Raw genomic sequence first — 24,869 nt, forward strand, 5'->3', positions numbered from 1 at the left:
ACGGAGGACGTGGGCGGTCAGTCCTTCTTCAGCTCGAAGACCCACACACCGGTGATGTTCTGGCTCTCGTCCTTGCCGTCCCGCGCGGCGACGGCGACGTTCGTCGAGTCGCCCTGGGCGCCGTACTGCGCGTTGAAGAACACGCTGCCCGGCACGGTGCGGTAGGTCTTGTCGCTGTCCTCGACCAGCTGCTGACCGTTCATCAGGATCGTCCAGTGCTGGTCGGCGATGTCCGGGTCGACGCCGAAGCGCACCGTCTCGTCCTGGTCGACCTTGATGGACTTGGCGTCCTTGCTCTTCAGGCACTTGTCGATCTCGTCGGCCGACAGGGTCTTGCCCTCGCCGCCGCAGGTGGCCTGGGAACTCACCGAGTCGCTGCCGACCGTGATCGTCGAGATCGGGGTCGGCTCGTCACAGGCGGACAGCAGGAGAAGTCCGGCGGACACGGCGCCTACGGCGGCGACGGCGCGGCGGCGTCGCACAACGCGGTGTCCGAGAGCGGCGGTGCCGCGGGGCAACGTGGTCATGGCGGAAGGCTATACGGCGCTCCCGCCCCGCCCCCCACCTGGGTACGGCGTGGCGTGGTCACGCCACCCTCGGCCGAGTCCTGCCCCCGTGCCGCGCCGAGTCGAGCAGCCCCCGTACGGTCGTCAGCCACCCGGCGGCGATGATCGCGGCGGCCACCGACAGGCCCAGCGTGCCGTTGAGCGGCAGCACGATGCCGACGGCGCCGCCGAGCACCCAGGAGACCTGGAGCAGCGTCTCCGAGCGCGCGAACGCCGACGTGCGCACCTGCTCCGGCACGTCCCGCTGGATCAGCGCGTCCAGGGACAGCTTGGCCAGCGCCTGCGCGAACCCGGCGACCGCCGCCAGGCACGCCACCAGGAAGGCGCTGAAGAACACCGCGGCGACCACCGCCGCGCCCAGCACGACGGCGACCACCGTGACGATGATGACCTCCGGCGCCCGGGAGCGCAGCCACGCCCCGACCGCCGTGCCCAGCGCGTTGCCCGCACCGGCCGCGACGCCCACGATCCCCAGCGACACCGCCGCGCTCTGGCCGGTCATCGGGTGCACCCGCAGCAGGAACGCCAGGAAGAAGATCAGGAAGCCGGTCAGGCAGCGGATGGCCGCGTTGGCGGCCAGCGCGTGGGTCACCGCCGGGCCCACCGTGCGCAGGCCGGGACGCTTGCTCCGTCCCCGCAGCGGTCCCGGCAGGTGTCCCTCGTCCGCGGCGAGCAGCGCCCGGTCCTCGCCGCGCGCCGAGTCCACCTTCCGCGGCAGCGTGAACGACAGCACGGTGCCCGCCACGAAGATCAGGAAGGCGCCGTAAAGCGGCCACCGCGGCCCCACCTGCTGGAGTCCCGCGCCGATCGGCGCCGCGACACCGGTGGCCAGCAGTCCGCACAGCGTGACCCGCGAGTTCGCCTTCACCAGGGAGACCCGGGGCGGCAGCAGCCGCGGCACCACCGCGCTCCTGACCACGCCGTAGGCCTTCGAGGAGACCAGCACGCCGAGCGCGGCCGGGTACAGCTCGATGCCGCCGGTGACGACCGCCGCCGACAGCACCAGCGCGAGCAGCGCCCGGGCGGCCATCGCGCACGCCATCGCCGCGCGGCGGCCGTGCGGCAGCCGGTCCAGGAGCGGGCCGATCACGGGCGCGAGGAGCGTGAACGGCGCCATGGTGATGGCGAGGTACAGCGCGACCCGCCCGCGCGCCTCGTCGGTGGGCACGGAGAAGAAGACGGTGGAGGCGAGCGCGACGGTGATCATCACGTCGCCGGCGCCGTTCACCCCGTGCAGCTCGATCAGCTTGCCGAGGCCCGACTCGCCGGCGCCGTGCGCGTGCGTCGCCCGGCGGATGCCCCGCGCCGTACCGGTCACCGGCAGGCGCAGCGCCCGGCCGACCGCACGGAACCGGGAGCCGGGGCCGCGCCCACGGCTCCCGCGCTTGAACTCCGTCCGTGCGGCTGCCACCCCGTCATAGTGCCCCGTCAGCGGCGGCTGTAGCGTCGATACGGCACGGATGGCGGTGATCGAGTCGGGTGACGACGGGGCCGGCGCCACCCGTGATCGTCCGGTCGTACCCCGCCGAAACTCCCGTCGGTGTAGGCCCAGGGCACATGAGCAGGTAGCGTGCGTAGCGCGCCGTGGCGAACGTTCTCGGCCGCGCGCCTTACGGCCATCCCGCAGAATGGATGACGTAGGTGCGCCCGAGCGCGATCGGGCGCGGACGTCGACGCGGTCCGCAGGTCCGCTCCGTCCGCCCCTCGCACACAGCGGTGCACTCGTGAGACGGCGTATGGAGAGAAGCGATACCTGTGAGCGCAGCGACAACGCGAAGCCGCACCCCTGACCGTCTGTGCGCCGAGGCCGTCGACCTCGCCCGGACCGCGGCCGAGGAGGCCGCCGCACCGGGCGTCGTCGGCGAGCACGAGGGCATGGTGTCGGAGGGCGACCGGGTCGTCACGCACCACTTCGCCTGCAAGGAGATGGGCTACCGGGGCTGGCGCTGGGCCGTCACGGTGGCCCGTGCCTCCCGCGCGAAGATCGTCACGGTGGACGAGGCGGTGCTGCTGCCCGGCCCCGACGCGCTCCTCGCCCCCGAGTGGGTGCCGTGGAGCGAGCGGCTGCGCCCCGGCGACATGGGTCCTGGCGACCTGCTGCCCACCGACGCGGAGGACCTGCGGCTCGAGCCCGGCTGGACCGGCGAGGACGAGCCGCCGCCCAACTCCGCCGTCTCCCACGAGATGGCCGACCTGGTCGAGGCCGAGGACGCCGAGGTGACCGCCGGGCCGCCCGCCGAGCTGTCCACCGTCCCGGCCCGCGGCACGATCTCGGCGGTCGCCGAGGAGCTGGGCCTGCGCCGCACCCGGGTGCTGTCCCGGTACGGCCTGCACGTCGCCGCGGACCGCTGGGAGGACGGCTACGGCCCCAAGACCGCGATGGCCCAGGCGGCGCCCGCCTCCTGCGTCAGCTGCGGCTTCCTCGCCCGCATCGGCGGCTCACTCGGGCAGGCCTTCGGAGTGTGCGCCAACGAGTTCTCCCCGGCGGACGGGCACGTGGTCTCGCTGGCCTACGGGTGCGGCGGGCACTCCGAGGCGGCGGTCATGCCGAAGCCGCCGCGGGTGGCTCCGCCGGTGATCGACGAGACGCGGGTGGATCCGTTCCCGCTGCGGCCGGCGGCGGACTCCGGCTCGGTGCCGGTGGCCGAGGACGTGGCCTCGGCGGAGCTGGGGCACTCCTGAGGTCCGCCGTGGGTGGCTGGGGTCCCCGGGGGCTGTGCCCCCGGACCCCCCTTCGGCCTTGACGGCCTCGTCCTCAAACTCCCCCAGAGGGGGTACCCCCAGGACGGGCTGCGTGGGCGGTACCTTCGTGGTCCGTCGATGAGGAGAGTCACCGTGAGCATGTTCGTACGGCCTGCCGCCGAGGGTGCCGATCCGTTCGGGACGGCACGGCTGCGGCGCGGGGTGCTGGACGCGTGGGCGACGAGCCCGGCCCGGTTCCGTGAGGACGCCAACGCGGAGGAGGACCTCGTCCTCGGCGGCTACCGCGACCGGCTGGTCGTCGAGCTGGCGCAGAACGCCGCCGACGCCGCCGCGCGGGCCGGCGTGCCCGGCCGGCTCCGGCTGACCCTGCGCGACGGTGTCCTCGTCGCCGCCAACACCGGCGCCCCGCTGGACGCGACCGGCGTCGAGTCGCTGTCCACGCTGCGCGCCTCCGCCAAGCGGGACGCGAGGGACGGCTCGGTCGGCCGGTTCGGGGTGGGCTTCGCCGCCGTCCTGGCCGTCACCGACGAGCCCGCCGTGGTCGGCCGGCACGGCGGGGTGCGCTGGTCCCTGGCCGAGGCCCGCGACCTGGCCGCCGACACCGCCCGGCACAGCCCCGGCCTGGGCGACGAGATCCGGCGGCGGGACGGTCACGTACCGCTGCTGCGGCTGCCGTTCCCCGCGGAGGGCAGCGCCCCCGCGCCGTACGACACGGCCGTCATCCTCCCGCTGCGCGACACGGCCGCCGCCGACCTCGCCGAACGGCTCCTGCACGCCGTGGACGACGCCCTGCTGCTGGCCCTGCCGGGCCTGGAGGAGGTCGTGATCGAGGCCGGGGACGAGGTGCGCACCCTCTCCCGCCGTGCCGAGGACGCCCTGACCGTCGTGGAGGACTCCCGGGAGGGCGTCACCCGCTGGCGGACCGCCGCCGCGCACGGCCCGCTCACCCCCGACCTGCTCGCCGACCGGCCGGTCGAGGAGCGGCTGCGTCCGCACTGGTCCGTGACCTGGGCGGTGCCCGTCGACGCCGACGGCGCCCCCGAACGCCCCCGCACCAGCCCCGTGGTCCACGCGCCCACCCCCAGCGACGAACCGCTCGGCGTCCCCGCCCTGCTCATCGCGTCCTTCCCGCTGGACGCGACCCGCCGGCACACCGCGCCCGGACCGCTCACCGACTTCCTCACCGAACGGGCCGCCGACGCCTACGCCGGGCTGCTCGCCGACTGGCGCCCGGTCGCCGTCGGCCTCATCGGCCTGGTGCCCGGCGCGCTGGGCCGGGGCGAACTGGACGGCGCGCTGCGGCAGGCGATCCTCGACCGGCTGCCCCGCACCTCCTTCCTGCCGCCCGCCCTGCCCTCCGGCGGTCCGGACGCGGAGGACGATCTTCCGGAGTCGTTGCGGCCGCGCGACGCCGAGGTGGTGGAGGGCGCGGGCGCCGACACCGTGCGGGTGCTGGCCGAGGTGCTGCCGACGCTGCTGCCCGCCGGTCTGGAACGCCGCGCCGAACTGCGCACGCTGGGCGTGGCCCGGGTGCCGCTGACCGACGCGGTCGACCGGTTGGCGGGCCTGGAGAAGGCGCCGGGCTGGTGGTGGCGGCTCTACGACAGCCTCGCCGGGGTCGACCCCGACCGGCTGTCCGGGCTGCCGGTGCCTCTTGCCGACGGGCGGACGACCATCGGGCCCCGGCAGGTGCTGCTGCCGTCCCCGGAGGCCGCCTCCCTCGACCCGGAGGTCCTCACCCGGCTCGGCCTGAAGGTCGCCCACCCCGACGCCGCGCACCCCCTCCTCGAGAAGCTCGGCGCCCTCCCGGCCACCCCGCGCGCCGTGCTCACCACGCCGCAGGTCCGGGCGGCCGTCGCCGCCTCCCTGGACGACGAGGGCGGCGTCAACTGGGAGGAGGACGCCCTCGACGCCGAGGAACTGGCCGACACCGTCCTCGGCCTGGTCCGCGACGCCGGGCTCGACGCCGGCGACGAGCCCTGGCTGGGCGCCCTCGCCCTGCCCGACGAGGACGGCGAACTCTCCCCGGCGGGCGAACTCGTCTTCCCCGGCGGTCCGTTCGCCCGGGTCATGCGGGAGGACGAACTCGCCGCCGTGGACGCCGAACTCGCCGGGAAGTGGGGTCCCGACCCGCTGGCCGCCTGCGGCGTCCTGGTCACCTTCGCCCTCGTCCGCGCCACCGACGTCGTCCTGGACCCCGACGAACTGGAGCCCCGCGAAGGAGACTTCGCCGAGCCCGACGACGCGGGGCTGCTCGACGCGGTGGACGTGTGGAGCGAGGACGTCCTCGACCGCTTCCCGGACAGCCCTGTGCCACCGGTCGCCACCGAGATCACCGCCGTGCGCGACCTCGACCTCGTGGACGACGACCGCTGGCCCGAGGCCCTCGCCCTGCTGTCCCGGCCGCCGCTGCGCGACGCGCTGGTCCAGCCGGTGCGCGTCCTGCTGCCCGACGGCACCCACGAGGTCGTACGGCCCTACACCGCGTGGTGGCTGCGCGGGCATCCGGTGCTCGGCGGACGCCGCCCGGCCGGCCTGCGCGCGGCGGGCGGCGACCCGCTGCTGCGGGGCCTGTACGACGAGGCCGACGCGACCGGCTTCGAGGACGAGCAGGTGCTGCGGGCGCTGGGCGTGCGCACCTCGGTCGCCGCGCTCCTCGACGAGCCCGGCGGCGCGGGCGAGCTCCTGGACCGCCTCGCCGACCCCGACCGCCCGGTCACGGCCGCCCAACTGCACGCGCTGTACGGCGCGCTGGCCGACCTGGACCCGGAGCGGGTGACCCTGCCGGACGAGGTGCGGGCCGTGGTCGACGGCGAGGTGCGCGTGGTGGACGCCGCCGACGCCGTCGTGGTCGACTCGCCCGACCTGCTGCCCTTCACGTCCGGCGTACCGCTGCTGCCGGTCCGCCCGGCGCGGGCCGCCGAACTGGCCGAGCTGTTCCAGGTACGGCGGCTGAGCGAGTCCGTCACCGGCCGCGTCGACTCCGAGGGCACCGAGCACGACGTGCCGGAGCCGGTGCGGGTGCTGCTCGGGTCGCGGACCCCCGCGTCGTACGTGGAGCACGACGAGCTGGTCGTCGACGGCGTGGAGATCGACTGGCGTCTGACGGACGACGGGGCGCTGCACGCGGCCACGCTGGAGGGCGTGGCCGCGGGTCTCGCCTGGGCGGCGGGGCAGTGGCCGCGCCGCTTCGAGGTGGCGGCGCTGCTGGAGGACGAGTCGCGCACCGACGAACTGGCCCGGGACCGCTGGTTCGACTGACCCGGGCCGGGGCCGGTCAGCCCGAGGACTCCCGCGTGGCCCCGGAGGGCGCGTCGGTGAGCGCCTCCAGTTCGCGGGCGAGGGACTGCGCGTCGTAGGGGCCGGTGTGTCTGCGGTCGCCGACGAAGAACGTCGGTGCGCCGCGGACACCGCTCGCCTCGGCGCTGGCGGCGTCCTCGCGGACCCGGGCGGCCGTCTCCTCGGCGGCGAGGTCGCGCAGGAACCGCTCGACGTCGAGCCCCAGGTCGGCGGCGTAGCCGGCGGTGTCCTCGTACTCGAGTTCGTCCTGGTGCTGGTAGAGCAGGTCGTGCATCTCCCAGAAGCGCCCCTGGGCCTCGGCGGCGACGGCGGCCCGCGCGGCGAGTTCGGCGTGCGGGTGGACGTCGGTCAGCGGCAGGTGGCGGAACACGTAGCGGAACCGGTCGCCGAAGCGCTGCCGCAGTTCCTTGGTGACGCCGGTGGCGTGGGCGCAGAAGGGGCACTCGAAGTCGCCGTACTCCACCAGGGTCAGGGGAGCGTCGGCGGGACCGAGGATGTGGTCCCGCTTCGGATCCACCGGGAGGTCCAGGTACCGGGGCAGGTCGGCGTCGGTCTGGCCCTTCAGCCTGGCGGCCAGCCGGAACACCACCCAGCCGGCGAGGGTCGCGAACACCGCCGCGAGCAGCACCCCCACGGTCGCCCGGGCGCGGGCCTCCGGGTCCTGGAAGGCGAGCCCGACGATCAGCAGGGACACGGTGAACCCGAGTCCGGACAGCGCGCCGCCGCCCAGGACGTGACCCGGCGCCACCCCGGTCGGGAGCCTGCCGATGCCGAACCGGGTGCCGAGGGCGGCGCCGCCCCAGATGCCGAGGAGCTTGCCGCCGACGAGACCGACGACCACCGCCCAGGTGAGGGAGGAGCCCAGCGCGTCGGTCAGGACGCCGTCGCGCAGGTCGACGCCGGCGTTGGCCAGGGCGAACACGGGGACGATGAGATAGCTGGACCAGGGGTGGAGGACCGTCTGGAGCCGTTCGTTGACGGAGACGGCCTGCTGGAGTCCCCTGCGTGCCGTCTTGCCGACGTCGGCGAGGGGCGACTGGCGGAAGGCGCGGAAGAGCCGTGCCGCCTGCTCCACTCCCTCCCGGGAGGGCTTGCGGGCGGGGATGAGAAGACCGCCGAGCATGCCGGCGATGGAGGCGTGCAGGCCGGCGTGGAGGGTGGCCAGCCACATCACGAGGACGATCAGCACGTACGGGGCGGCCCGCCAGACGCCGAAGCGGGTCAGCGCCGACAGGACGACGCCGAGGACGAGCGCGGCGATCAGCTCCGGCACGTTGATGCTGCCCGAGTAGACCACGCCGATCACCGTGACGGCCACGATGTCGTCGATGACGGTGATGGCGAGCAGGAAGACCCGCAGCTGGGTGACGAACCGAGGGCCCACCACGGCGAGCGCGCCCAGCATGAACGCCGTGTCGGTGCCGATGACGACGCCCCAGGCCCGCGCGGCCTCGCCCCCGGGCGCGATCGCCAGGTACAGCACGACGGGGACGAGCATGCCGCCGATGCCCGCCAGGCCCGGGATCACGATCCGGCGCCGGTCGTTCAGCGAGCCCACGGAGACCTCGTAGCGCACCTCCAGACCGATGACGAAGAAGAACAGGGCCATCAGTCCGTCGTTGACCCAGTGGCTCAGGTCCATCGACAGCCGGGCGTCCCCGACGGTGACGGACGCGTCCGTTCCCCAGAGGGCCGTGTACGCCTCCGACCAGGGGGAGTTCGCCCATACCAGGGCAACCGCCACGGCGGCGAGGAGCAGTCCGGCGCTGCCCGCCTCGGTCGCCATGAAGGCCCGCACCGGAGCCGACAACTGGGCCGCCAGCTCTCCTTTGCGTGACTGTGACTGCGAGTCGGCGGTCTTCTTTCCGCGAAGGTTCATCAGGAGCATGTCTCCGATCACATGGGTCGGCGGACTCCATACTCCTTGAATTCCGAACGAGACCACGAATGACCGGCCGGCTCCGGCGTCACACCGGGAGCTTCCGGTCCACCCACCGCCACGCCAGCTCCAGCACGCCCGCACCGGCCACCGCGATGCCGACGGCGGTCCACGGCATCGTCACGCCCACCAGTTTGAGCGCGAAGAAGTCCTGCAGCCACGGCACCGCCAGCACGATCACGAAGCCCAGGCCCATCGCCGCCACCAGCAGCACCCGCCACCAGGTGTACGGCCGGGCGATGATCGCGAGGACCCACATCGAGATCAGGAACAGCGTCAGCGTCGCCGCGCTGGTCTCCGCGTCCAGCGCGTCCGGGCCGGTGTAGTGCTGCCGGGCGACCAGGTAGGTCACGAAGGTCGCGGCGCCGGCCACCACCCCGCCCGGGATCGCGTACCGCATCACACGCCGTACGAAGTGGGGCCTGGCCCGTTCCTTGTTCGGGGCGAGGGCCAGGAAGAACGCGGGGACGCCGATGGTGAGCGTCGAGAGCAGGGTGAGGTGGCGGGGCAGGAACGGATACTCCACCTGGGAGCAGACCACCAGGATCGCGAGCAGCACCGAGTACACGGTCTTGACCAGGAACAGGGTCGCCACGCGCGTGATGTTGCCGATGACGCGGCGGCCCTCCGCCACCACCGAGGGCAGCGTGGCGAAGCTGTTGTTGAGCAGCACGATCTGCGCGACCGCCCGGGTCGCCTCCGAGCCGGAACCCATCGCGACGCCGATGTCGGCGTCCTTGAGGGCGAGGACGTCGTTGACGCCGTCGCCGGTCATCGCGACCGTGTGGCCCCGTGACTGGAGGGCGCCCACCATGTCCCGCTTCTGCTGCGGGGTGACCCGCCCGAACACCGTGCCCTCGTCCAGCGCCCCGGCCATCTCCTCCCGCTCGGCGGGCAGCCGGCGCGCGTCGACGGTGGCTCCGGACAGTCCGAGCTTGGCGGCGACCGCGCCGACCGACACGGCGTTGTCGCCGGATATGACCTTGGCGCGGACGTCCTGGTCGGCGAAGTAGCGCAGGGTGTCGGCGGCGTCCGGGCGCAGCCGCTGCTCCAGGACGACCAGGGCGGTGGGCTCGGCCCCTTCGGCGACCCGGGCGTCGTCCAGGGCGCGGCCGGCGCGGGCCAGCAGCAGGACGCGCAGGCCCTGCTCGTTGAGCCGCCCGGTCTCGGCGAGCGCCGGGTCGTCCTCGGCGAGCAGCACGTCCGGGGCGCCGAGCAGCCACGTACGCGGGGCGCCGTCGCCCTCGTCGAACGCGGCGCCGCTGTACTTGCGGGCGGAGGAGAAGGGCAGCGACCCCGTGGACCGCCAGGCACCGGCGGGGCCGTCGGCCGGGTAGGTGTCGATGATCGCCTGGAGGGAGGCGTTCGGGCGCGGGTCGGCCTGGCCCAGGGCGCCGAGGACGGTGCGGACGTACCCCTCGTCGGCGCCGCCGAGCAGGCGCAGGCCGGTGACGTCCATGCCGCCCTCGGTGAGGGTGCCGGTCTTGTCCAGGCAGACCGTGTCGACGCGGGCCAGCCCCTCGATGGCGGGCAGCTCCTGGACCAGGCACTGCTTGCGGCCGAGGCGGATGACGCCGATCGCGAAGGCGACGGAGGTGAGCAGGACCAGGCCCTCGGGGACCATGGGGACGATGCCGCCGACCGTGCGGGCGATCGAGTCGTCCAGCGCGTTGTCCTTGGCGAGCAGCTGGCTGAGGATCAGGCCGATCGCCGTCGGGACCATCATCCACGTGACGTACTTGAGGATCGTGGAGATGCCGGAGCGCAGCTCCGACTGGACCAGCGTGAAGCGGGAGGCCTCCTCGGCGAGCTGGGCGGCGTACGCCTCGCGCCCCACCTTGGTCGCCCGGAAGGCGCCGCCGCCGGCGACCACGAAGCTGCCCGACATGACCTGGTCGCCGGGCTGCTTGACCACCGGGTCGGCCTCGCCGGTCAGCAGCGACTCGTCGATCTCCAGCCCGTCCGCCTCGACGCAGACCCCGTCGACGACGGCCTTGTCGCCGGGCCCGATCTCGATGACGTCGTCCAGCACGATCTCCGAGGTGCCGACCTCGGCGGGCTTTCCGTCCCGGCGCACCGTCGGGCGGGCCTCGCCGATCACGGCCAGCGAGTCGAGGGTCTTCTTCGCCCGCCACTCCTGGACGATGCCGATGCCGGTGTTGGCGAGGATCACGAACCCGAACAGGCTGTCCTGGATGGGCGCGACGATCAGCATGATCACCCAGAGGACGCCGATGATCGCGTTGAACCGGGTGAAGACGTTGGCGCGGACGATGTCGGCCAGCGAGCGGCTGCTGCGCACCGGCACGTCGTTGATCTCGCCGCGCGCGATCCGTTCGGCGACCTGGGCCGCCGTGAGACCGGTCACGGGCGCAGGCGGGCCGGCGGGACGCGCGGGGTGCGCGCGGTGCTCCGGGTCGAGTCTGTCCGCGTCGAGATGCGTCATGGATCCGACGGTACGTGCGGACATACGGCTCCACCCACCGGGCGCGGAGAAGATCCGACCTGGGTACGAGGCGTACCGGCGCGGTGTGCTGCCCTGGTACTACTTCTGCGCCGCGGCGGCCGCGTCCCGCTTGATCGCGGCGTCGCGCCCCCGGACGTACCAGATGCCGATCAGGCCGAGGCCGGCCCCGGCCAGGCAGGTCCACACCCACCAGGCGTGCCCGTGGTCGTCGAACCAGCCGTAGAAGGGCAGCTGCACCAGGAAGAGGACGAACCAGAGGATGGTGCCGCCGACGATGGTCGGAACCACGGGGCCCTCCAGGGGCTCCGGCGCCTCGTGCGTGGGTGTCCACTTCGTCATGCGTACAGCTTACGAGGAGGGTGCGAACAGGTGGACGGCGCGGCGCCACCCGGGGGACGACGCGGGTCTACGCGCGGAGATAGCGATCAGTGGCTCATACGTTCATACTGAACCCGTTTGTCTCTGACCACTTTCATTCGTAGAAAACACCAAGAGGAACACCGACAAGGCCGTGGGGGAACCTGTTGGTGCATGAGGTTCCGCATGTCCACCTCGGCCACCGCCAAGGTCCCCCCGTCCCCCGAGTCGCCGGAAGGCCGGCGGCCCCCGCAGAACGGCCTCGACCGTTACTTCAAGATCTCCGAGCGCGGCAGCACCCTGCCCCGTGAGATCCGCGGCGGCTTCGCCACCTTCTTCGCGATGGCCTACATCATCGTGCTGAACCCGATCATCCTCGGCAGCGCCAAGGACATGTACGGCCACCAGCTCGACAACGGTCAGCTGGTCACCGCGACCGCCCTGACGGCCGCCTTCACCACCCTCCTGATGGGGGTCATCGGCAACGTCCCGATCGCGCTGGCCGCGGGCCTCGGCGTGAACTCGGTCGTCGCCCTCCAGCTCGCCCCGCGGATGTCCTGGCCGGACGCCATGGGCATGGTGGTGCTGGCCGGTTTCGTCGTCATGCTGCTGGTCGCCACCGGTCTGCGCGAGCGCGTGATGAACGCCGTGCCCTACAGCCTGCGCAAGGCCATCGCGATCGGCATCGGCCTCTTCATCATGATCATCGGATTGGTCGACTCCGGCTTCATCACCCGGATGCCGGACGCCGCCCAGACCACGGTCCCGATCCAGCTGGGCACCGGCGGTCATCTGCACGGCTGGCCGGTCCTGGTCTTCGTCCTCGGCGTGCTGCTGACCCTCGCGCTGATCGTCCGCAAGACCCCGGGCGCCATCCTCATCTCGATCGTCGTGATGACGGGCATCGCGATGATCATCAACGCGGTCACCGACATCCCCTCCTGGGGCCTGACCACCCCCGAGTGGCCCGGCAACCCGGTCGCCACGCCGGACTTCGGGCTGGTCGGCGAGGTCAGCCTGTTCGGCGGGTTCGAGAAGGTCGGCGTCCTGACCGGGGTGCTGTTCGTCTTCACCGTGCTGCTGTCGTGCTTCTTCGACGCGATGGGCACGATCATGGGCATCAGCGACGAGGCGAAGCTGACCGACGGCGAGGGCCAGATGCCGGGCATCAGCAAGGTCCTGTTCGTCGACGGCGTCGCGGTCGCCGCGGGCGGTGCCAGCTCCGCCTCGGCCACCACCTGCTTCGTGGAGTCCACGGCCGGCGTCGGCGAGGGCGCCCGCACGGGCTTCGCCAACATCGTCACCGGCGGGCTGTTCGCCCTGGCGCTGTTCCTCACGCCGGTCGCCACCATGGTCCCGTCGCAGGCGGCGACCCCCGCGCTGATCGCGGTCGGCTTCCTGATCCTGGCCGGTTCGATCAAGGAGATCGACTGGTCCGACTTCACCATCGCCATCCCGGCCTTCGTGACGATGCTGATGATGCCGTTCACCTACTCGATCACCAACGGCATCGGCATGGGCTTCATCACCTTCTCGGTGCTGCGCCTGGCGGCCGGACGGGGCCGCGAGGTGCCGGTGGCGATGCACGTGGTGTCGGCGGTCTTCGCCTTCTACTACCTGATGCCGGCCCTGGGCCTGACGTGAGGCCCGCAAGGCTGCCTCAGGTGACCCCGTAGAACCGTTCCGTCTCCTCCACGGCGGACTGGAACCGCTCGTCGAAGTCACTGCGAATGAGCGTCCGGACGACATAGTCCTGGACGCTCATTCCTCTTTTGGCCGCATGGTCCCGGAGCCGGTCGAGCAGCTCCCCGTCCATCCGCAGGCTGAGCACGCTGGTCCCCATGAGCACGAGGGTCGCCCCGGCCCGCCCGGTGACGCTCCGATTTCCGGAAACGACTCACTCGTACGGGTGAACTGTGGGTTTCAGTGGCGGGCGTCACGGGCACGCGGGCGACGGTGCGGTGGTATTTCGCGAGACTAATGAGTTACGCTAAGGAACATGCCGGACCTCAACCATGGCGACGACGCCGCCGCCGTGAACTCCCTGCGCTCCGCCGTGATGCGGTTGTCCCGTCGGCTCAAGCACCAGCGGGTCGACGAGTCGCTCAGCCCGACCGAGATGTCGGTGCTGGGCACCCTGTCGAACTGCGGCAGCGCGACCCCGGGCGAGCTGGCCCGCAAGGAACACGTCCAGCCGCCCTCGATGACCCGCATCGTGGCGCTGCTCGAGGCCAAGGGCCTGGTCCGGCTGGAGCCGCACCCCGAGGACCGGCGCCAGAAGGTCGTCACGCAGACCGAGCAGGCCGTGGTGATGCTCGAGGAGAGCCGCCGCAAACGCAACGCGTTCCTGGCCACGCTCGTCGAGGGCCTCGACGAGGACGAGTGGGCGAAACTGCGCGCCGCCGCCCCCGTGCTGGAGAAGCTCGCCCACAAGTAAGCAGTTCTCGCGAGGAGGCGAACCCTTTTGAGTACGGGATCCGGAGCAGCTTCCGCCCCCGCACCCGACGGCCCCGACGACCCGGCCGCCCCGGACGATCCGACCAGCCCCGCCGCCCGCCGCAGGACGTCGATGTTCGCCTCCCTGAAGGTCAGGAACTACCGCCTGTTCTTCATGGGCCAGGTCGTCTCCAACATCGGCACCTGGATGCAGCGCATCGCCCAGGACTGGCTGGTGCTCAGCCTCACCGGCTCCTCGGCCGCCGTCGGCATCACCACCGCCCTGCAGTTCCTGCCGATGCTGCTCTTCGGCCTCTACGGCGGCGTCCTCGTCGACCGCCTGCCCAAGCGGCCGACGCTGCTGGTCACCCAGTCCGCGATGGCGCTGACCGCACTCGCCCTCGCCGTCCTCACCCTCAGCGGACACGTCCAGGTCTGGCACGTCTACGTCGCCGCCTTCGCGATGGGCCTGGCCACCGTCATGGACAACCCGGCCCGCCAGACCTTCGTCTCCGAGCTGGTCGGCCGCGACCAGTTGCAGAACGCGGTCAGCATGAACTCGGCCAACTTCCAGTCCGCCCGCCTGGTCGGCCCCGCCGTCGCCGGTCTGATGATCACCGGTGTGGGCACCGGCTGGGCGTTCCTCGCCAACGGCCTGTCCTTCGTCGCGCCGCTCAGCTGCCTGCTGCTGATGCGCGCCCGCGAACTGCACGCCGGCCGGCCCACCCCGCGCGGCAAGGGCCAGCTGCGCGAGGGCCTGCGCTACGTCGCCGGGCGCCCCGAGCTGATCTGGACCATCGTGCTGGTCGGCTTCATCGGCACGTTCGGCTTCAACTTCCCGGTCTTCCTGTCCGCCTTCGCCGACGACGTCTTCCACGCGGGCGCCGGGGCGTACAGCCTCTTCAACACCCTCATGGCCGTCGGCTCGCTGGCCGGCGCCCTGCTCGCCGCCCGCCGCGGCACGGCCCGGCTGCGCGTCCTGATCGCGGCGGCGCTCGGCTTCGGCGCACTGGAGATCGTGGCGTCGACGGCACCGGAACTGTGGCTCTTCGCGCTGCTGATGGTCCCGATCGGCCTCTTCAGCATGACGGTCAACGTCACCGCCAACACCAGCATCCAGATGTCCACCGACCCGGCCATGCGGGGCCGCGTGATGGCCCTGTACATGATGGTCTTCCTCGGCGGCTCGCCCATCGGCGCCCCGATCGTCGGCTGGGTCACCGACACCTACGGCGCCCGGGCCGGCTTCGCCGCGGGCGGCGCGGTGGCGGCGAGCGCCGCCCTCGTCATCGGCCTGGTCCTGGCCCGCGTCGGCAACCTGCGCCTGTCCGTCGGCTGGCACCGCGGCCACCCCCAGGTCCGCTTCGTGCCGCGGGAGCGGCAGGAGGCGCTGGCACCGGTGGCGTAGGGGAGGCAGACCGGGGGTGGGGCCCCGTCGCCGGCGGGCGTCGGCGGAGGGAAAATCCGGGGGACCGGGCAGCGGGGCTCTGCGAGGCTGGCGGCATGAGACTGTTCGCCGCCGTGCTGCCCCCCGAGGACGTCACCGCCTCCCTCGCCGACGAGGTGGCCGCGCTGCGCCGACTGCCGGGTGCGGACGGGCTGCGCTGGACCGGCCGCCCCGGCTGGCACCTCACCCTCGCCTTCTACGGCGAGGTCGACGACGACGTCGTCCCCGACCTGTCGGCCCGCCTGGAACGCGCAGCCCACCGCACCCCGCCCTTCGAGCTGGCGCTGCGCGGCGGCGGCCAGTTCGGGCGCGGCCGGGCGCTGTGGGCCGGCGCGGAGGGCGGCCTCGCGACCCTGCGGCTGCTGGCCGACCGCGCCGAGTCGGCGGGGCGCAGGGCGGGCGTCCCGATGGGCGAGCACCGGCGCTACAAGCCCCACCTGACGCTGGCCCGCAGCAGGCAGGCCCTCGACGCCCGCCCCTACGTCGAGGCGCTGTCCGGCTTCACCGGGCCCGCCTGGACGGTGACCGACCTGGCGCTGGTCCGCAGCAACCTGCCGGACTCCGGCGTCCCCGGCGAGCAGCCCCGTTACGAGGCGGTCGCCCGCAGCCCGCTCGGCGCCTCCGGTTAGGCTCGGGGGCGTGGACCCGAAGACCCGTAACCGGATCATGGCCGGTGTGCTCGTGCTGATGCTCGTGGTGGTGGCGTTGGCGGCGGCCCTCGGCTGACCCGCCCGCGCGACGGCCGCCGCCCCGCTCACCACCGCACCCCGCTACCAGGCGAAGGCCTCCGGGGAGGGCCCCGGACCCGGGAAGATCTCGTCGAGCCCGGCCAGCAGCTCCTCCGACAGCTCCAGCTCCACGGCCCTGAGCGCCGACGCGAGCTGCTCGGCCGTGCGCGGACCCACGATCGGGCCGGTCACGCCGGGCCGGGTCAGCAGCCAGGCCAGCGCCGCCTCGCCGGGCTCCAGGCCGTGCTTGTCGAGCAGGTCCTCGTACGCCTGGATCTGCGCCCGCTTCGCCGGGTCGGCCAGGGTGTCGGCCGCGCGTCCCGAGGCGCGGCGCCCGCCCTGGACCTCCTTCTTGATCACCCCGCCGAGCAGTCCGCCGTGCAGCGGCGACCACGGGACGACGCCGAGGCCGTACTCCTGCGCGGCCGGGATCACCTCCATCTCGGCGCGGCGCTCGGCCAGGTTGTACAGGCACTGCTCGCTGACCAGCCCGATGGTCCCGCCGCGCCGGGCGGCGGTCTCGTTGGCCTGCGCGATCTTGTACCCGGGGAAGTTCGACGACCCGGCGTAGAGCACCTTGCCCTGCTGGACCAGGGTGTCGATGGCCTGCCAGATCTCGTCGAAGCCGGTGGCGCGGTCGACGTGGTGGAACTGGTACAGGTCGATGTGGTCGGTCTGGAGCCGCTTCAGGCTGGCGTCCACCGCCCGCCGGATGTTCACGGCGGACAGCTTGTCGTGGTTGGGCCACGCCTCGCCGTCGGCGCCCATGTTGCCGTACACCTTGGTGGCGAGAACGGTCTTGTCGCGCCGGTCGCCGCCCTTGGCGAACCAGTTGCCGATGATCTCCTCGGTACGGCCCTTGTTCTCGCCCCAGCCGTACACGTTGGCGGTGTCGAAGAGGTTGATGCCGGCGTCCAGCGCCGCGTCCATGATCGCGTGACTGTCGGCCTCGTCGGTCTGCGGACCGAAGTTCATCGTCCCGAGGACGAGCCGGCCGACCTTGAGTCCTGTGCGTCCGAGCTGCGTGTACTTCATGGTCCCCAAGCCAACGACTTGGAGTGCGCTCCAGGCAAGCGGGGGCGGGCGGTCAGTCGCGGGGGAAGGCGTCGGTCCTGAGGGTGAGGCCGAGGACGGTGTCGGTGAGGTCCAGGTCCTCCCCGAAGACGACCCTGGTCTCGGTCGTGTAGTCGCCGTCCTTGGGGTGCGTGAAGATGTGGCAGCGGCCCTGGTACGGGTCGGCGATCAGGTAGAGGGGGACCTCTGCGGTGGCGTAGGCGAGCTTCTTGGGGCCGTAGTCGTTGGCGGCGGTGCCTTTGGAGATGACCTCGGCTACGAACTCGACGTCCTGGTAACGCCAGTGGCCCGTTTCGTCCTGCTCGGCCCCGTCGCGGAGCTTGGCCACGTCGGGGCAGAAAGCGTTACCCGGTCCCGGGAAATCGATACGGACGTCCGAGAGGAGTTCGACGTCCATGCCGAAGCGGTCTTCGACGGCTCGTTCGATGCGGCGGATGATTTTGTGGTGGGTGCTGCGCTGCGGTGTCATGTGGACGTTGCCCCCGACGATCTCGACCCGGAATCCTTCGGGGACGGGCATCCGCTCCAGTCGCTCGAACCATTCGTCCAGGCGCTGGGTGTTGGCGTCGGCCATGTCGATCCTGTCGTCAACGACGGTCATCGTGGCACTCCTCCCCGGCTGTCCCACGGGCGGGAGCAGCCGCGCGGTACAACGATACGCACGGCGACCGGGACACGGGAGGACACGCATATGCCAAGGCGGGGGGGCTCCTACGAGGCGGCGGTGTACGGCCCGCCCAGCCCCCACTCCTCGCCCATCGCCTCGGCGAACGCCTGCGCGATCCGGTGCTCGCCGCTCTCGTTGGGATGCGTGCCGTCGTAGGTGTCCGTGTGGAAGTCCCACGGCACCGGCGGCGGCACGAGCAGCAGCGGGGAGCGCGGGTCGTCGAGGTCGGTGACGGTCTTCACGAGGAGTTCGTTGAAGTGGGCGACCTGCTCGGCGAAGGTCTCGTCGGCGTCCACCCGGATGTTGTGCAGCACCGGCATCACGGCCGTGCGCACGCGCGGGTTCGCCGCGCGCGCGTTGGCCACGAAGGCACGGGCGTTGGCGGCGGTCTGCTCGGCGTTGGTGTAGAAGCCGAGGTCGATCAGGCCCAGGGAGACCAGGAGCACGTCCGCGCGGCAGGAGCGCACCGTCTCGCCGATCAGCGGCGTCATGTGGTGCCAGCCCTCGCCCCAGCCGGCCAGGTGGGCGCGGGGGAAGCCGGGTTCGGCGTAGGCGTACGAGGTGGGGGCGTCCGCCACCTGGTCGTGCAGTGTCTCGCGCGGGCCGACGAAGGTGAAGGGGCGGCCGTAGGAGTCGCGCAGGTGCTGCCACAGCCGATAGCGCCACGTGTGATCGCCGGCGCTCCCGATCGTCATGGAGTCACCGACGAACATGAACCTGAGCATCCGCTCATCATGGACGATCGGCCTGGTCGACGCGATGTGAGCCCGACCACGCAGGGTGACCGGAAGGGTGACCGCCGACGTGAACGCCCGCGCGGGATGGCAGGCTTGGCGCATGCGCCGACCCTTCGCCCTCCTCGCCTCGGCCCTCCTCGTGGGGGCGTTCGCCGTGCCCGCCTCGGCGGCGGACGGGGGCGACGGGCCCGCCGGGAGCGACGGGTTCACGATCAAGGACCCGCGCATCACCGAGTCCAGCGGCCTCGCCGCCTCCCGCCTGCACCCCGGCATCTACTGGACGCACAACGACCAGGACACCGGCCCGTACCTCTACGCCGTCGACGGCGCCACCGGCGAGACCGTTGCCCGCGTCGCGCTGTCCGGCGTCGGCACGCCCCGGGACGTGGAGGCGATCGGCATCGGACCCGGGAACAAGATCTTCGTCGGCGACATCGGGGACAACGACGGCGTGACCTGGCCGTACGTGTGGATCTACGAGCTGCCCGAGCCGACGGAGCTGAAGGACCAGACCGTCAAGGCGACGCAGTACGTGGTGAAGTACGCGGACGGTTCCCGCGACGCGGAGTCGATGCTGGTCCACCCGAAGACCGGGCGGGTCTACCTCATCGACAAGAACGAGGACGGCGGGCACCTGTACGAGGGCCCGGCGAAGCTGTCGTCCTCCGGCACCAACGTCTTCAAGCCCACCGTGCCCGTGGACCTGTGGGCGACGGACGCCGCGTTCTCCCCGGACGGCGAGCAGTTCGCCGTGCGCGGGTACCTCGGGGGCATCTGGTACGACTGGAACGGCGGGAAGATCCAGCGCAAGGGGCGGATCGGCGTGCCCCTGGGGCAGGGCGAGTCCGCCACCTACACGACCGACGGCAAGAAGCTGCTGCTCGGCATGGAGGGGGTCAACAGCCCCGTGAAGGCCGAGGACGTGCCCGGGCAGGACGGTGGCGACTCCGGCGGCGGATCGGGTTCCGGGTCCCACGCCTCGGGTGCGGACTCCGGCGGTCCGGGCGGGGACACGCTGAAGGTCGGCGCGGTGGGGCTGCTCGTCGCGCTCGCCGCCCTGTTCGGCCTACGCCGGGTCTTCCGGCGCCGCTGAGCCGTTGGCCGGGGCCGGGTCGTCCGCTGCCGAGCCGTTGGTCGGGACCGGGGCCGGGGCGTCCGCTGCCGAGCCGCTCGCGGCGGGGCCGTCCGCTGCCGCCCGTCGCGAGGCCACCAGGACCTCCAGCCCGTCCAGGATGCGCTGGAGCCCGAACTCGAAGTGGTCGAATCCGGTGCCGAAGGCGTCCTCGGAGAGGGAGGCCAGGACGGGGTAGCGCCCGCTCGTCATGGCCTTCACCAGGGCCGGCTCCTGGGCCGCCCAGAACTCCGCGTCCGTCAGCCCGGACCTGCGTTCCGCCTCCTCCTGGTACACCTGGGTGCGGGCGGCCCCGACCACATAGCCCTCGACCATGACGACCGCCGAGACCAGCTCGGGGTCGGTCAGGCCCATCGGCCTGATCCGGGCGAGCACCTTCTCCATGCCGTCCAGGGCGGAGGGGCCGAGGATCGGGCGGGACTGGTTGACCTCCAGCAGCCAGGTGTGGCGGCGGTGGAGGGCGAGCGCGGCGTGGGCGAGGGCGTGCAGCGCCGGGCGCCAGCCGCCGTCGCCCAGGTCGGCCGGGTTCTCGGACGGGCGCTGCACGCGGTCCAGCATCAGGTCGAGCAGCTCGCCCTTGCCGGGGACGTAGCGGTACAGGGACATCGTGCCGGTGCCCAGCTCGGTGGCGACCCGGCGCATGGAGACCGCGCCGAGACCGTCCCGGTCCGCGACCTCGACGGCGACCTCCACGATCCGCTCCAGCGTCAGGCCCGGCCGCGGGCCCCGGCTGGGCCGCCGGCCGGTGTCCCACAACAGGTCGAGGGTGCGGCCGATGTCGCCGCTGCCACTGGTCTCCGTACCGCTTGCCATGGGGTCAGTCTAGGTCTGCGGACAAAAACTGCGTACGTTGTACGCGCAATCGGGTACGGTGTACTCAGTAAGGGAGCGAGAGGGGGACTGGGACCCATGAGCGAGAAGCACGCGGTACGGGCCGAGGGTCTGGAGAAGAGGTACGGCGGCAAACACGCCCTGGACGGCTTCGACCTGACCGTCCGCGAGGGCACCGTGCACGGCCTGCTCGGGCCGAACGGCGCGGGCAAGACCACCGCCGTCCGCATCCTGTCCACACTGGTCCGGCTGGACGGAGGCCGCGCCGAGGTGGCCGGACTGGACGTCACCCGGCAGGCGCGCGAGGTGCGGGCGCGGATCGGCCTCACCGGCCAGTACGCGGCCGTGGACGAGGTGCTCACCGGCCGGCAGAACCTGGAGATGTTCGGGCGCCTGTTCCACCTGGGCGGCCGGCGTGCCCGGGCCCGCGCCGTCGAGCTGCTGGAGCGGTTCGACCTGACCGACGCCGCCGACCGGGGCGTGGGCAAGTACAGCGGCGGCATGCGGCGGCGCCTGGACCTCGCCGCGTCGATGATCCTCGCGCCGTCCGTCCTGTTCCTGGACGAGCCGACGACGGGCCTGGACCCGCGCAGCCGCGGCGAGGTCTGGGAGTCGGTCCGCGCGCTGGTGGCGGACGGGACGACGGTCCTGCTGACCACGCAGTACCTGGAGGAGGCCGACAAGCTGGCCTCCCGCATCACCGTCATCGACCGGGGCCGGTCCATCGCCGACGACACCCCGGACGGGCTGAAGAACCTGGTCGGCGGCGACCGGATCGAGGTCGTGGTCGCCGACCGGGCCGAGATCCCCGGGGTGGTGAGGACGGTCGCCCGGGTCTGCAAGGGCCAACCGGAGGTGGAGGAGGAGGCGCTGCGCGTGCACGCCCCGGTCGCCGACCGGGTGACGGCCCTGACGGAGGTGGCGCGCACCCTTCAGGACGAGGGCGTCGCCGTCGAGGACATCGGCCTGCGCCGGCCGAGCCTCGACGACGTGTTCCTGCGCCTGACCGGCCACCGTACGAGCGCTCGGGCCACGGGTCCCTCGGAGCCCGCGGTGAAGGAGGCGGTGGCGGCATGAGCACCCTCGACGCCGGCAGCGCCACCGGCCCGGCGACGGCCCCGCCCGAGCACGGCCGCCTCTACTGGCTCCTCGCCGACTGCGGCAACGTCGTCCGCCGCGGCCTGACCCACTACCAGCGCCAGCCCGTCAACATCGCCTGGCAGCTGGGCTTCCCGATCCTGTCCGTCCTCCTCTACGGCTATGTCTTCGGCAGCGCGATGACCGTGCCGGGCGGCGGGGACTACAAGGACTTCCTGATGCCGGGCATGTTCGTGATGACCATGGCGTTCGGCTTCATCAACACGGCGACCGTCGTCGTGTACGACTCCACCAAGGGCGTCGTCGACCGGTTCCGCTCCATGCCGATGGCGTCCTCGGCGGTGGTGGCCGGGCGCGGGGTGACCGATCTGGTCGTCGCCTGCGCCGAGTTGACGATCCTGGTGCTGACGGCGCTGGCCATGGGCTGGCGGCCGGACGGCGGCTGGGAATTCCTGGCCGCGTTCGGGCTGCTGCTGTGGCTGCGGTTCGCGCTGATCTGGCTCGGGGTGTGGCTCGGCCTGCTGGTGCCCAACCCGGAGGCGGCGGGCGGCCTGTTCGCGGTGGCGTTCCCGCTGACGATGATCTCCAGCATCTTCGTCGCCCCGCAGCTGATGCCCGACTGGCTGGGCTGGGTGGCCGCGTGGAACCCGATCTCCTCCACGGCGGCGGCCGCCCGCGAGCTGTTCGGCACGCCGGTGGGCGGCGGCGACTCGTGGATCGAGCAGCACGCGCTGCTGATGGCGGGCGTGTGGCCGGTGGTACTGACGGCGGTCTTCCTGCCGCTGGCGGTACGCAGGTTCCAGCGGCTGAGCCGGTAGGGCCGTTCAGGGCGTCCGGGCCGGGGGTGGAGACCGGGGGAGCGGTGGATCTCCACCCCCGGCTCCACCCGTGGGTCCAGGTGTCGCGGCCCTGGTCGGAGGAGCCTTGAGGGCATGACAACGACTGAGTGGATCACCGACATCGCCCTGGTTCTCATCGTCTTCCGTCAGCTGCGGGAGGGCCGGCTCGACCGCAGGACCTTCCTGATCCCGCTGGGGATCGTGGCCGTCGTGGCGTACTCGTACCTGGACTCCGTCCCGACCGCGGGCAACGACCTCGTCCTGATCGCGGCTCTCACGGCCGTGGGCGCCGCGCTCGGCATCGCGGGTGGCGCCTGCACCCGGATCCGGCCCCTCGACGGGCACCTCATGATCAAGGCGGGCGCCGTGTCGGCGGTCCTGTGGGTACTGGGCATGGGCGCCCGCATGGGCTTCCAGGTCTGGGTCGAGCACGGCGGCGCCGACGACGTCGCCCGGTTCAGCATCGACCACCACATCACGAGCGACCAGGCATGGGTGGCGGCGTTCGTCCTGATGGCGGTCACCGAGGTGGTCACGCGGGTGGCCACGATCTACGTGCGCAGCCGTGCCCGGGCCGCGACCGGGGCTCCCGCCGTCTCCGCCGCCTCCGCCGCGCCCGTCCTCGACCGTACGGCCTGACCGTGCGCTATGTTCGGCCGGTGTCCGCCACCGAGAAGCCTCCGCCCCCGCGTCCGGGGGCGGACCCGCGTCCGCGTCCGGGGGCGGACCCGCGTCCGGTCCCCGGTCAGGACCCGCGGGTGCAGTGGGGCCTGAGCCTCGCGGTCGTCGCCGTGGGAGCCGTGACGATCCGGCCCATGGGATTGGGCGGCCAGGGCCTCGCGGTCGCCGTCCTCTTCGTGGTCAACTCCGCGGCACTGCTGGCCAGGGGAGTGCCCGAGAGCCGGGTCCCCCCACGGTTGGCGCTCGCCTGGCTCTCGTCCGGGATCGTCGCGGCGGCCGCCCTGCTCGGGGTCAGCGGCAGCGGGACGAGCTACCTGTTCGCCTTCTTCCTCGCCGGGCACATCGGCTACCGGCTCGAAACCGGGCGGGCACTGGCCCTCGCGGGGACCTGCTCCCTGCTCTGCGCGGGTGTCCTGTACTTCGGCCTGGGGCCGGGAGATCCGGAACTGCCCTGGGTGCTCGGTCTCGCCACCGGCGCCCCGGTCGTGGTCGGCATCCTCAACCGCACCCAGCGCCAGGCCGTACGGTCGGCGCTCTCGGCCGCCGAGTCGGCGGAACGCGCCGCCCGCGCGGAGGCGAGGACCGCCGTCCTCACCGAGCGCGGCCGGATCGCGCGGGACGTGCACGACGTCCTCGCGCACTCCCTCGCCGGCATCAACATGCAACTGGAACTGGCCGACGCCCTGCTCGAGACGGGCGACCTGGAGAAGGTCCGGGAGGCCAACGGCAAGGCGCACGGTCTGGTCAAGGAGAGCCTGAAGCAGGCGCAGTGGACCGTGCACGCGCTGCGGGAGGACGCGCTGCCGCTGCTGGAGAGCCTGACCGCGATGGTCGAGTCGGCGGGCCACCACGACGCCCTCACCGTCGCCGGCCCGGTCCGCGAGGCGTCGGCCCAGGTGACCCAGAACCTGCTGAGGATTGCCCAGGAGGCGCTGACCAACGCGGCCCGGCACGCGCCCGGCGGAGACGTCGGGGTGGAGCTGACGTTCACCGCGTCGTCGATCACACTGAGGATCCGCAACCGGCCGGCCACCCGCGCGGTGACCCCGGGCGTCGGCAGCGGAATGGGGCTGATCGGCATGCGCGAGCGCGTCGCCCTGCTGGGCGGGAGCGTCAGCGCGGGGCCGGTCACCGAGGGGCAGGACCAGGGCGGCTGGCAGGTGGAAGCGGTGATACCGGGATGAGTGAACAGACGGACGGTCGGACGCGGTTGAGGGTGATCGTCGCCGACGACCAGGCCGCCGTGCGGGAGCCGCTCGCGGCGGTGCTCGGGCTGGCCGAGGACATCGACGTCGTGGCGGCGGCCGCAGACGGCACCGAGGTCCTGGCGGCGGTGGCCGCGGGACCCGTCGACGTGGTGCTGATGGACCTGCGCATGCCGGTGCTGGACGGCATCGAGACGACCCGTCGCCTGACCGAGGAGCATCCGGAGGTGGCCGTGGTCGTCCTGACCACCTTCGCCGACGACGACTCGATCCTCGGCGCGCTCGGCGCGGGAGCCCGCGGCTACCTGACCAAGAACGCGGGACGCCAGGACATCACCCGGGCGATCCGGGCCGCGGGCGCGGGCCAGTCCGTACTCGACCGCGAGGTCCAGAACCGCCTGCTCGCCACGGCCAGGACGAAGGCGGCGCCCGCCCCGGGCGAGGCGGCCCGACAGCCCCTGCCGGACGACCTCACACCCCGCGAACGCGAGGTCCTCACCCTCATCGGCCAGGGCCTGTCCAACCGGGGCATCGCGGAGAAGCTCTTCATCAGCGAGGCCACGGTCAAGACCCACATCAACAACCTGTTCGCCAAGGCCCACATCCGCGACCGCGCCGACGCGGTGCGGCGCGCCATCGGGGCGGGGCTGGCCTGAGGGGCG

Annotated in this window: 22 protein-coding genes; 12 read left to right on the plus strand and 10 right to left on the minus strand. The window is 72.7% G+C overall.

Annotated features, from left to right (window positions below; translation table 11 throughout):
• Positions 1-17 precede the first annotated feature (17 nt).
• Both OHA99_RS21015 and OHA99_RS21020 read right to left on the minus strand, forming a co-directional pair.
• A complete protein-coding gene (locus OHA99_RS21015) occupies positions 18-527 on the minus strand; it encodes a DUF2771 domain-containing protein (RefSeq protein WP_194280039.1) in 510 nt (169 codons plus the stop codon).
• A 58-nt stretch (positions 528-585) separates the two neighbouring features.
• A complete protein-coding gene (locus OHA99_RS21020; RefSeq protein WP_153179285.1) occupies positions 586-1,977 on the minus strand; it encodes an MFS transporter in 1,392 nt (463 codons plus the stop codon).
• A gap of 344 nt (positions 1,978-2,321) precedes the next feature.
• On the opposite strand from OHA99_RS21020, the gene OHA99_RS21025 reads away from it, so the two are divergent.
• Entirely contained in the window at positions 2,322-3,248 is a 927-nt protein-coding gene (locus OHA99_RS21025) for a DUF3027 domain-containing protein (RefSeq protein WP_153179286.1), read from the plus strand.
• A gap of 153 nt (positions 3,249-3,401) precedes the next feature.
• A complete protein-coding gene (locus tag OHA99_RS21030) occupies positions 3,402-6,530 on the plus strand; it encodes a sacsin N-terminal ATP-binding-like domain-containing protein (protein WP_405697216.1) in 3,129 nt (1,042 codons plus the stop codon).
• Between the two features lie 16 nt (positions 6,531-6,546).
• Here OHA99_RS21030 and nhaA read toward each other — a convergent pair whose 3' ends face one another.
• From nhaA to OHA99_RS21045, 3 genes are all read right to left on the minus strand, one after another.
• Positions 6,547-8,448: a Na+/H+ antiporter NhaA gene (gene nhaA / locus OHA99_RS21035; RefSeq protein WP_405697219.1), complete on the minus strand. Its 1,902-nt coding sequence runs from the start codon at positions 8,446-8,448 to the stop codon at positions 6,547-6,549.
• An 88-nt stretch (positions 8,449-8,536) separates the two neighbouring features.
• A complete protein-coding gene (locus tag OHA99_RS21040; protein WP_153179288.1) occupies positions 8,537-10,954 on the minus strand; it encodes an HAD-IC family P-type ATPase in 2,418 nt (805 codons plus the stop codon).
• A 99-nt stretch (positions 10,955-11,053) separates the two neighbouring features.
• Complete coding sequence (locus tag OHA99_RS21045) at positions 11,054-11,314, minus strand: DUF2530 domain-containing protein (protein WP_405697221.1); 261 nt, start codon at positions 11,312-11,314, stop codon at positions 11,054-11,056.
• A gap of 204 nt (positions 11,315-11,518) precedes the next feature.
• Between OHA99_RS21045 and OHA99_RS21050 the strand changes: the two genes are divergently transcribed.
• The gene (locus OHA99_RS21050) at positions 11,519-12,976 is read left to right on the plus strand and encodes an NCS2 family permease (protein WP_405697223.1); all 1,458 of its coding nucleotides are present in this window, start codon (positions 11,519-11,521) and stop codon (positions 12,974-12,976) included.
• A gap of 16 nt (positions 12,977-12,992) precedes the next feature.
• Here the strand turns inward: OHA99_RS21050 and OHA99_RS21055 are convergent, their stop codons facing one another.
• Positions 12,993-13,181, minus strand: coding sequence for a ribbon-helix-helix protein, CopG family (locus tag OHA99_RS21055; RefSeq protein WP_153179290.1), 189 nt, complete (start codon positions 13,179-13,181; stop codon positions 12,993-12,995).
• 150 nt (positions 13,182-13,331) lie between these two features.
• Here OHA99_RS21055 and OHA99_RS21060 point away from each other — a divergent pair, with 150 nt between their 5' ends.
• The 3 genes from OHA99_RS21060 (at position 13,332) to thpR (ending at position 15,844) form a co-directional block, all read left to right on the plus strand.
• Entirely contained in the window at positions 13,332-13,769 is a 438-nt protein-coding gene (locus OHA99_RS21060; protein ID WP_153179291.1) for a MarR family winged helix-turn-helix transcriptional regulator, read from the plus strand.
• A gap of 27 nt (positions 13,770-13,796) precedes the next feature.
• The gene (locus OHA99_RS21065; protein ID WP_153179292.1) at positions 13,797-15,176 is read left to right on the plus strand and encodes an MFS transporter; all 1,380 of its coding nucleotides are present in this window, start codon (positions 13,797-13,799) and stop codon (positions 15,174-15,176) included.
• 95 nt (positions 15,177-15,271) lie between these two features.
• A complete protein-coding gene (gene thpR / locus OHA99_RS21070) occupies positions 15,272-15,844 on the plus strand; it encodes an RNA 2',3'-cyclic phosphodiesterase (RefSeq protein ID WP_153179293.1) in 573 nt (190 codons plus the stop codon).
• Between the two features lie 141 nt (positions 15,845-15,985).
• On the opposite strand, the gene OHA99_RS21075 is transcribed toward thpR, so the two are convergent.
• From OHA99_RS21075 to OHA99_RS21085, 3 genes are all read right to left on the minus strand, one after another.
• The gene (locus OHA99_RS21075) at positions 15,986-16,978 is read right to left on the minus strand and encodes an aldo/keto reductase (protein WP_153179294.1); all 993 of its coding nucleotides are present in this window, start codon (positions 16,976-16,978) and stop codon (positions 15,986-15,988) included.
• A gap of 52 nt (positions 16,979-17,030) precedes the next feature.
• The gene (locus OHA99_RS21080; RefSeq protein WP_164384291.1) at positions 17,031-17,618 is read right to left on the minus strand and encodes a Uma2 family endonuclease; all 588 of its coding nucleotides are present in this window, start codon (positions 17,616-17,618) and stop codon (positions 17,031-17,033) included.
• A gap of 110 nt (positions 17,619-17,728) precedes the next feature.
• A complete protein-coding gene (locus OHA99_RS21085; protein WP_366472228.1) occupies positions 17,729-18,409 on the minus strand; it encodes a GDSL-type esterase/lipase family protein in 681 nt (226 codons plus the stop codon).
• 112 nt (positions 18,410-18,521) lie between these two features.
• Between OHA99_RS21085 and OHA99_RS21090 the strand changes: the two genes are divergently transcribed.
• On the plus strand, positions 18,522-19,514 hold the full coding sequence (locus OHA99_RS21090; protein WP_164384293.1) for a WD40 repeat domain-containing protein: 993 nt from the start codon (positions 18,522-18,524) through the stop codon (positions 19,512-19,514).
• Here the strand turns inward: OHA99_RS21090 and OHA99_RS21095 are convergent.
• Positions 19,488-20,366, minus strand: a complete 879-nt coding sequence (locus OHA99_RS21095; RefSeq protein ID WP_366472227.1) for a TetR/AcrR family transcriptional regulator — start codon at positions 20,364-20,366, stop codon at positions 19,488-19,490. The genes OHA99_RS21090 and OHA99_RS21095 overlap by 27 nt on opposite strands.
• Positions 20,367-20,462: 96 nt before the next feature.
• Here OHA99_RS21095 and OHA99_RS21100 point away from each other — a divergent pair, with 96 nt between their 5' ends.
• From OHA99_RS21100 to OHA99_RS21120, 5 genes are all read left to right on the plus strand, one after another.
• Positions 20,463-21,461 carry an ATP-binding cassette domain-containing protein gene (locus tag OHA99_RS21100; RefSeq protein ID WP_153179298.1) on the plus strand — a complete coding sequence of 333 codons (999 nt, stop codon included), beginning with the start codon at positions 20,463-20,465 and terminating at the stop codon, positions 21,459-21,461.
• Entirely contained in the window at positions 21,458-22,300 is an 843-nt protein-coding gene (locus OHA99_RS21105; protein WP_153179299.1) for an ABC transporter permease, read from the plus strand. Before OHA99_RS21100 ends, OHA99_RS21105 begins: the two co-directional genes overlap by 4 nt.
• Before the next feature lie 114 nt (positions 22,301-22,414).
• Complete coding sequence (locus tag OHA99_RS21110; protein WP_153179300.1) at positions 22,415-22,960, plus strand: hypothetical protein; 546 nt, start codon at positions 22,415-22,417, stop codon at positions 22,958-22,960.
• A gap of 2 nt (positions 22,961-22,962) precedes the next feature.
• Entirely contained in the window at positions 22,963-24,186 is a 1,224-nt protein-coding gene (locus OHA99_RS21115) for a sensor histidine kinase (RefSeq protein WP_153179301.1), read from the plus strand.
• A complete protein-coding gene (locus tag OHA99_RS21120) occupies positions 24,183-24,863 on the plus strand; it encodes a response regulator transcription factor (protein ID WP_153179302.1) in 681 nt (226 codons plus the stop codon). Before OHA99_RS21115 ends, OHA99_RS21120 begins: the two co-directional genes overlap by 4 nt.
• Positions 24,864-24,869 lie beyond the last annotated feature (6 nt).

It is taken from the genome of Streptomyces coelicoflavus, from assembly GCF_045041415.1.
Classification (GTDB): domain Bacteria; phylum Actinomycetota; class Actinomycetes; order Streptomycetales; family Streptomycetaceae; genus Streptomyces; species Streptomyces coelicoflavus.

Bases quoted from the DNA above. Each gene is read 5' to 3' on its own strand.
- OHA99_RS21015 (WP_194280039.1), bottom strand. From the start codon at position 527: ATGACCACGTTGCCCCGCGGCACCGCCGCTCTCGGACACCGCGTTGTG.
- nhaA (WP_405697219.1), bottom strand. From the start codon at position 8,448: ATGAACCTTCGCGGAAAGAAGACCGCCGACTCGCAGTCACAGTCACGC.
- OHA99_RS21040 (WP_153179288.1), bottom strand. From the start codon at position 10,954: ATGACGCATCTCGACGCGGACAGACTCGACCCGGAGCACCGCGCGCAC.
- OHA99_RS21045 (WP_405697221.1), bottom strand. From the start codon at position 11,314: ATGACGAAGTGGACACCCACGCACGAGGCGCCGGAGCCCCTGGAGGGC.
- OHA99_RS21050 (WP_405697223.1), top strand. From the start codon at position 11,519: ATGTCCACCTCGGCCACCGCCAAGGTCCCCCCGTCCCCCGAGTCGCCG.
- OHA99_RS21060 (WP_153179291.1), top strand. From the start codon at position 13,332: ATGCCGGACCTCAACCATGGCGACGACGCCGCCGCCGTGAACTCCCTG.
- thpR (WP_153179293.1), top strand. From the start codon at position 15,272: ATGAGACTGTTCGCCGCCGTGCTGCCCCCCGAGGACGTCACCGCCTCC.
- OHA99_RS21075 (WP_153179294.1), bottom strand. From the start codon at position 16,978: ATGAAGTACACGCAGCTCGGACGCACAGGACTCAAGGTCGGCCGGCTC.
- OHA99_RS21080 (WP_164384291.1), bottom strand. From the start codon at position 17,618: ATGACCGTCGTTGACGACAGGATCGACATGGCCGACGCCAACACCCAG.
- OHA99_RS21085 (WP_366472228.1), bottom strand. From the start codon at position 18,409: ATGCTCAGGTTCATGTTCGTCGGTGACTCCATGACGATCGGGAGCGCC.
- OHA99_RS21090 (WP_164384293.1), top strand. From the start codon at position 18,522: ATGCGCCGACCCTTCGCCCTCCTCGCCTCGGCCCTCCTCGTGGGGGCG.
- OHA99_RS21095 (WP_366472227.1), bottom strand. From the start codon at position 20,366: ATGGCAAGCGGTACGGAGACCAGTGGCAGCGGCGACATCGGCCGCACC.
- OHA99_RS21100 (WP_153179298.1), top strand. From the start codon at position 20,463: ATGAGCGAGAAGCACGCGGTACGGGCCGAGGGTCTGGAGAAGAGGTAC.
- OHA99_RS21105 (WP_153179299.1), top strand. From the start codon at position 21,458: ATGAGCACCCTCGACGCCGGCAGCGCCACCGGCCCGGCGACGGCCCCG.
- OHA99_RS21110 (WP_153179300.1), top strand. From the start codon at position 22,415: ATGACAACGACTGAGTGGATCACCGACATCGCCCTGGTTCTCATCGTC.
- OHA99_RS21120 (WP_153179302.1), top strand. From the start codon at position 24,183: ATGAGTGAACAGACGGACGGTCGGACGCGGTTGAGGGTGATCGTCGCC.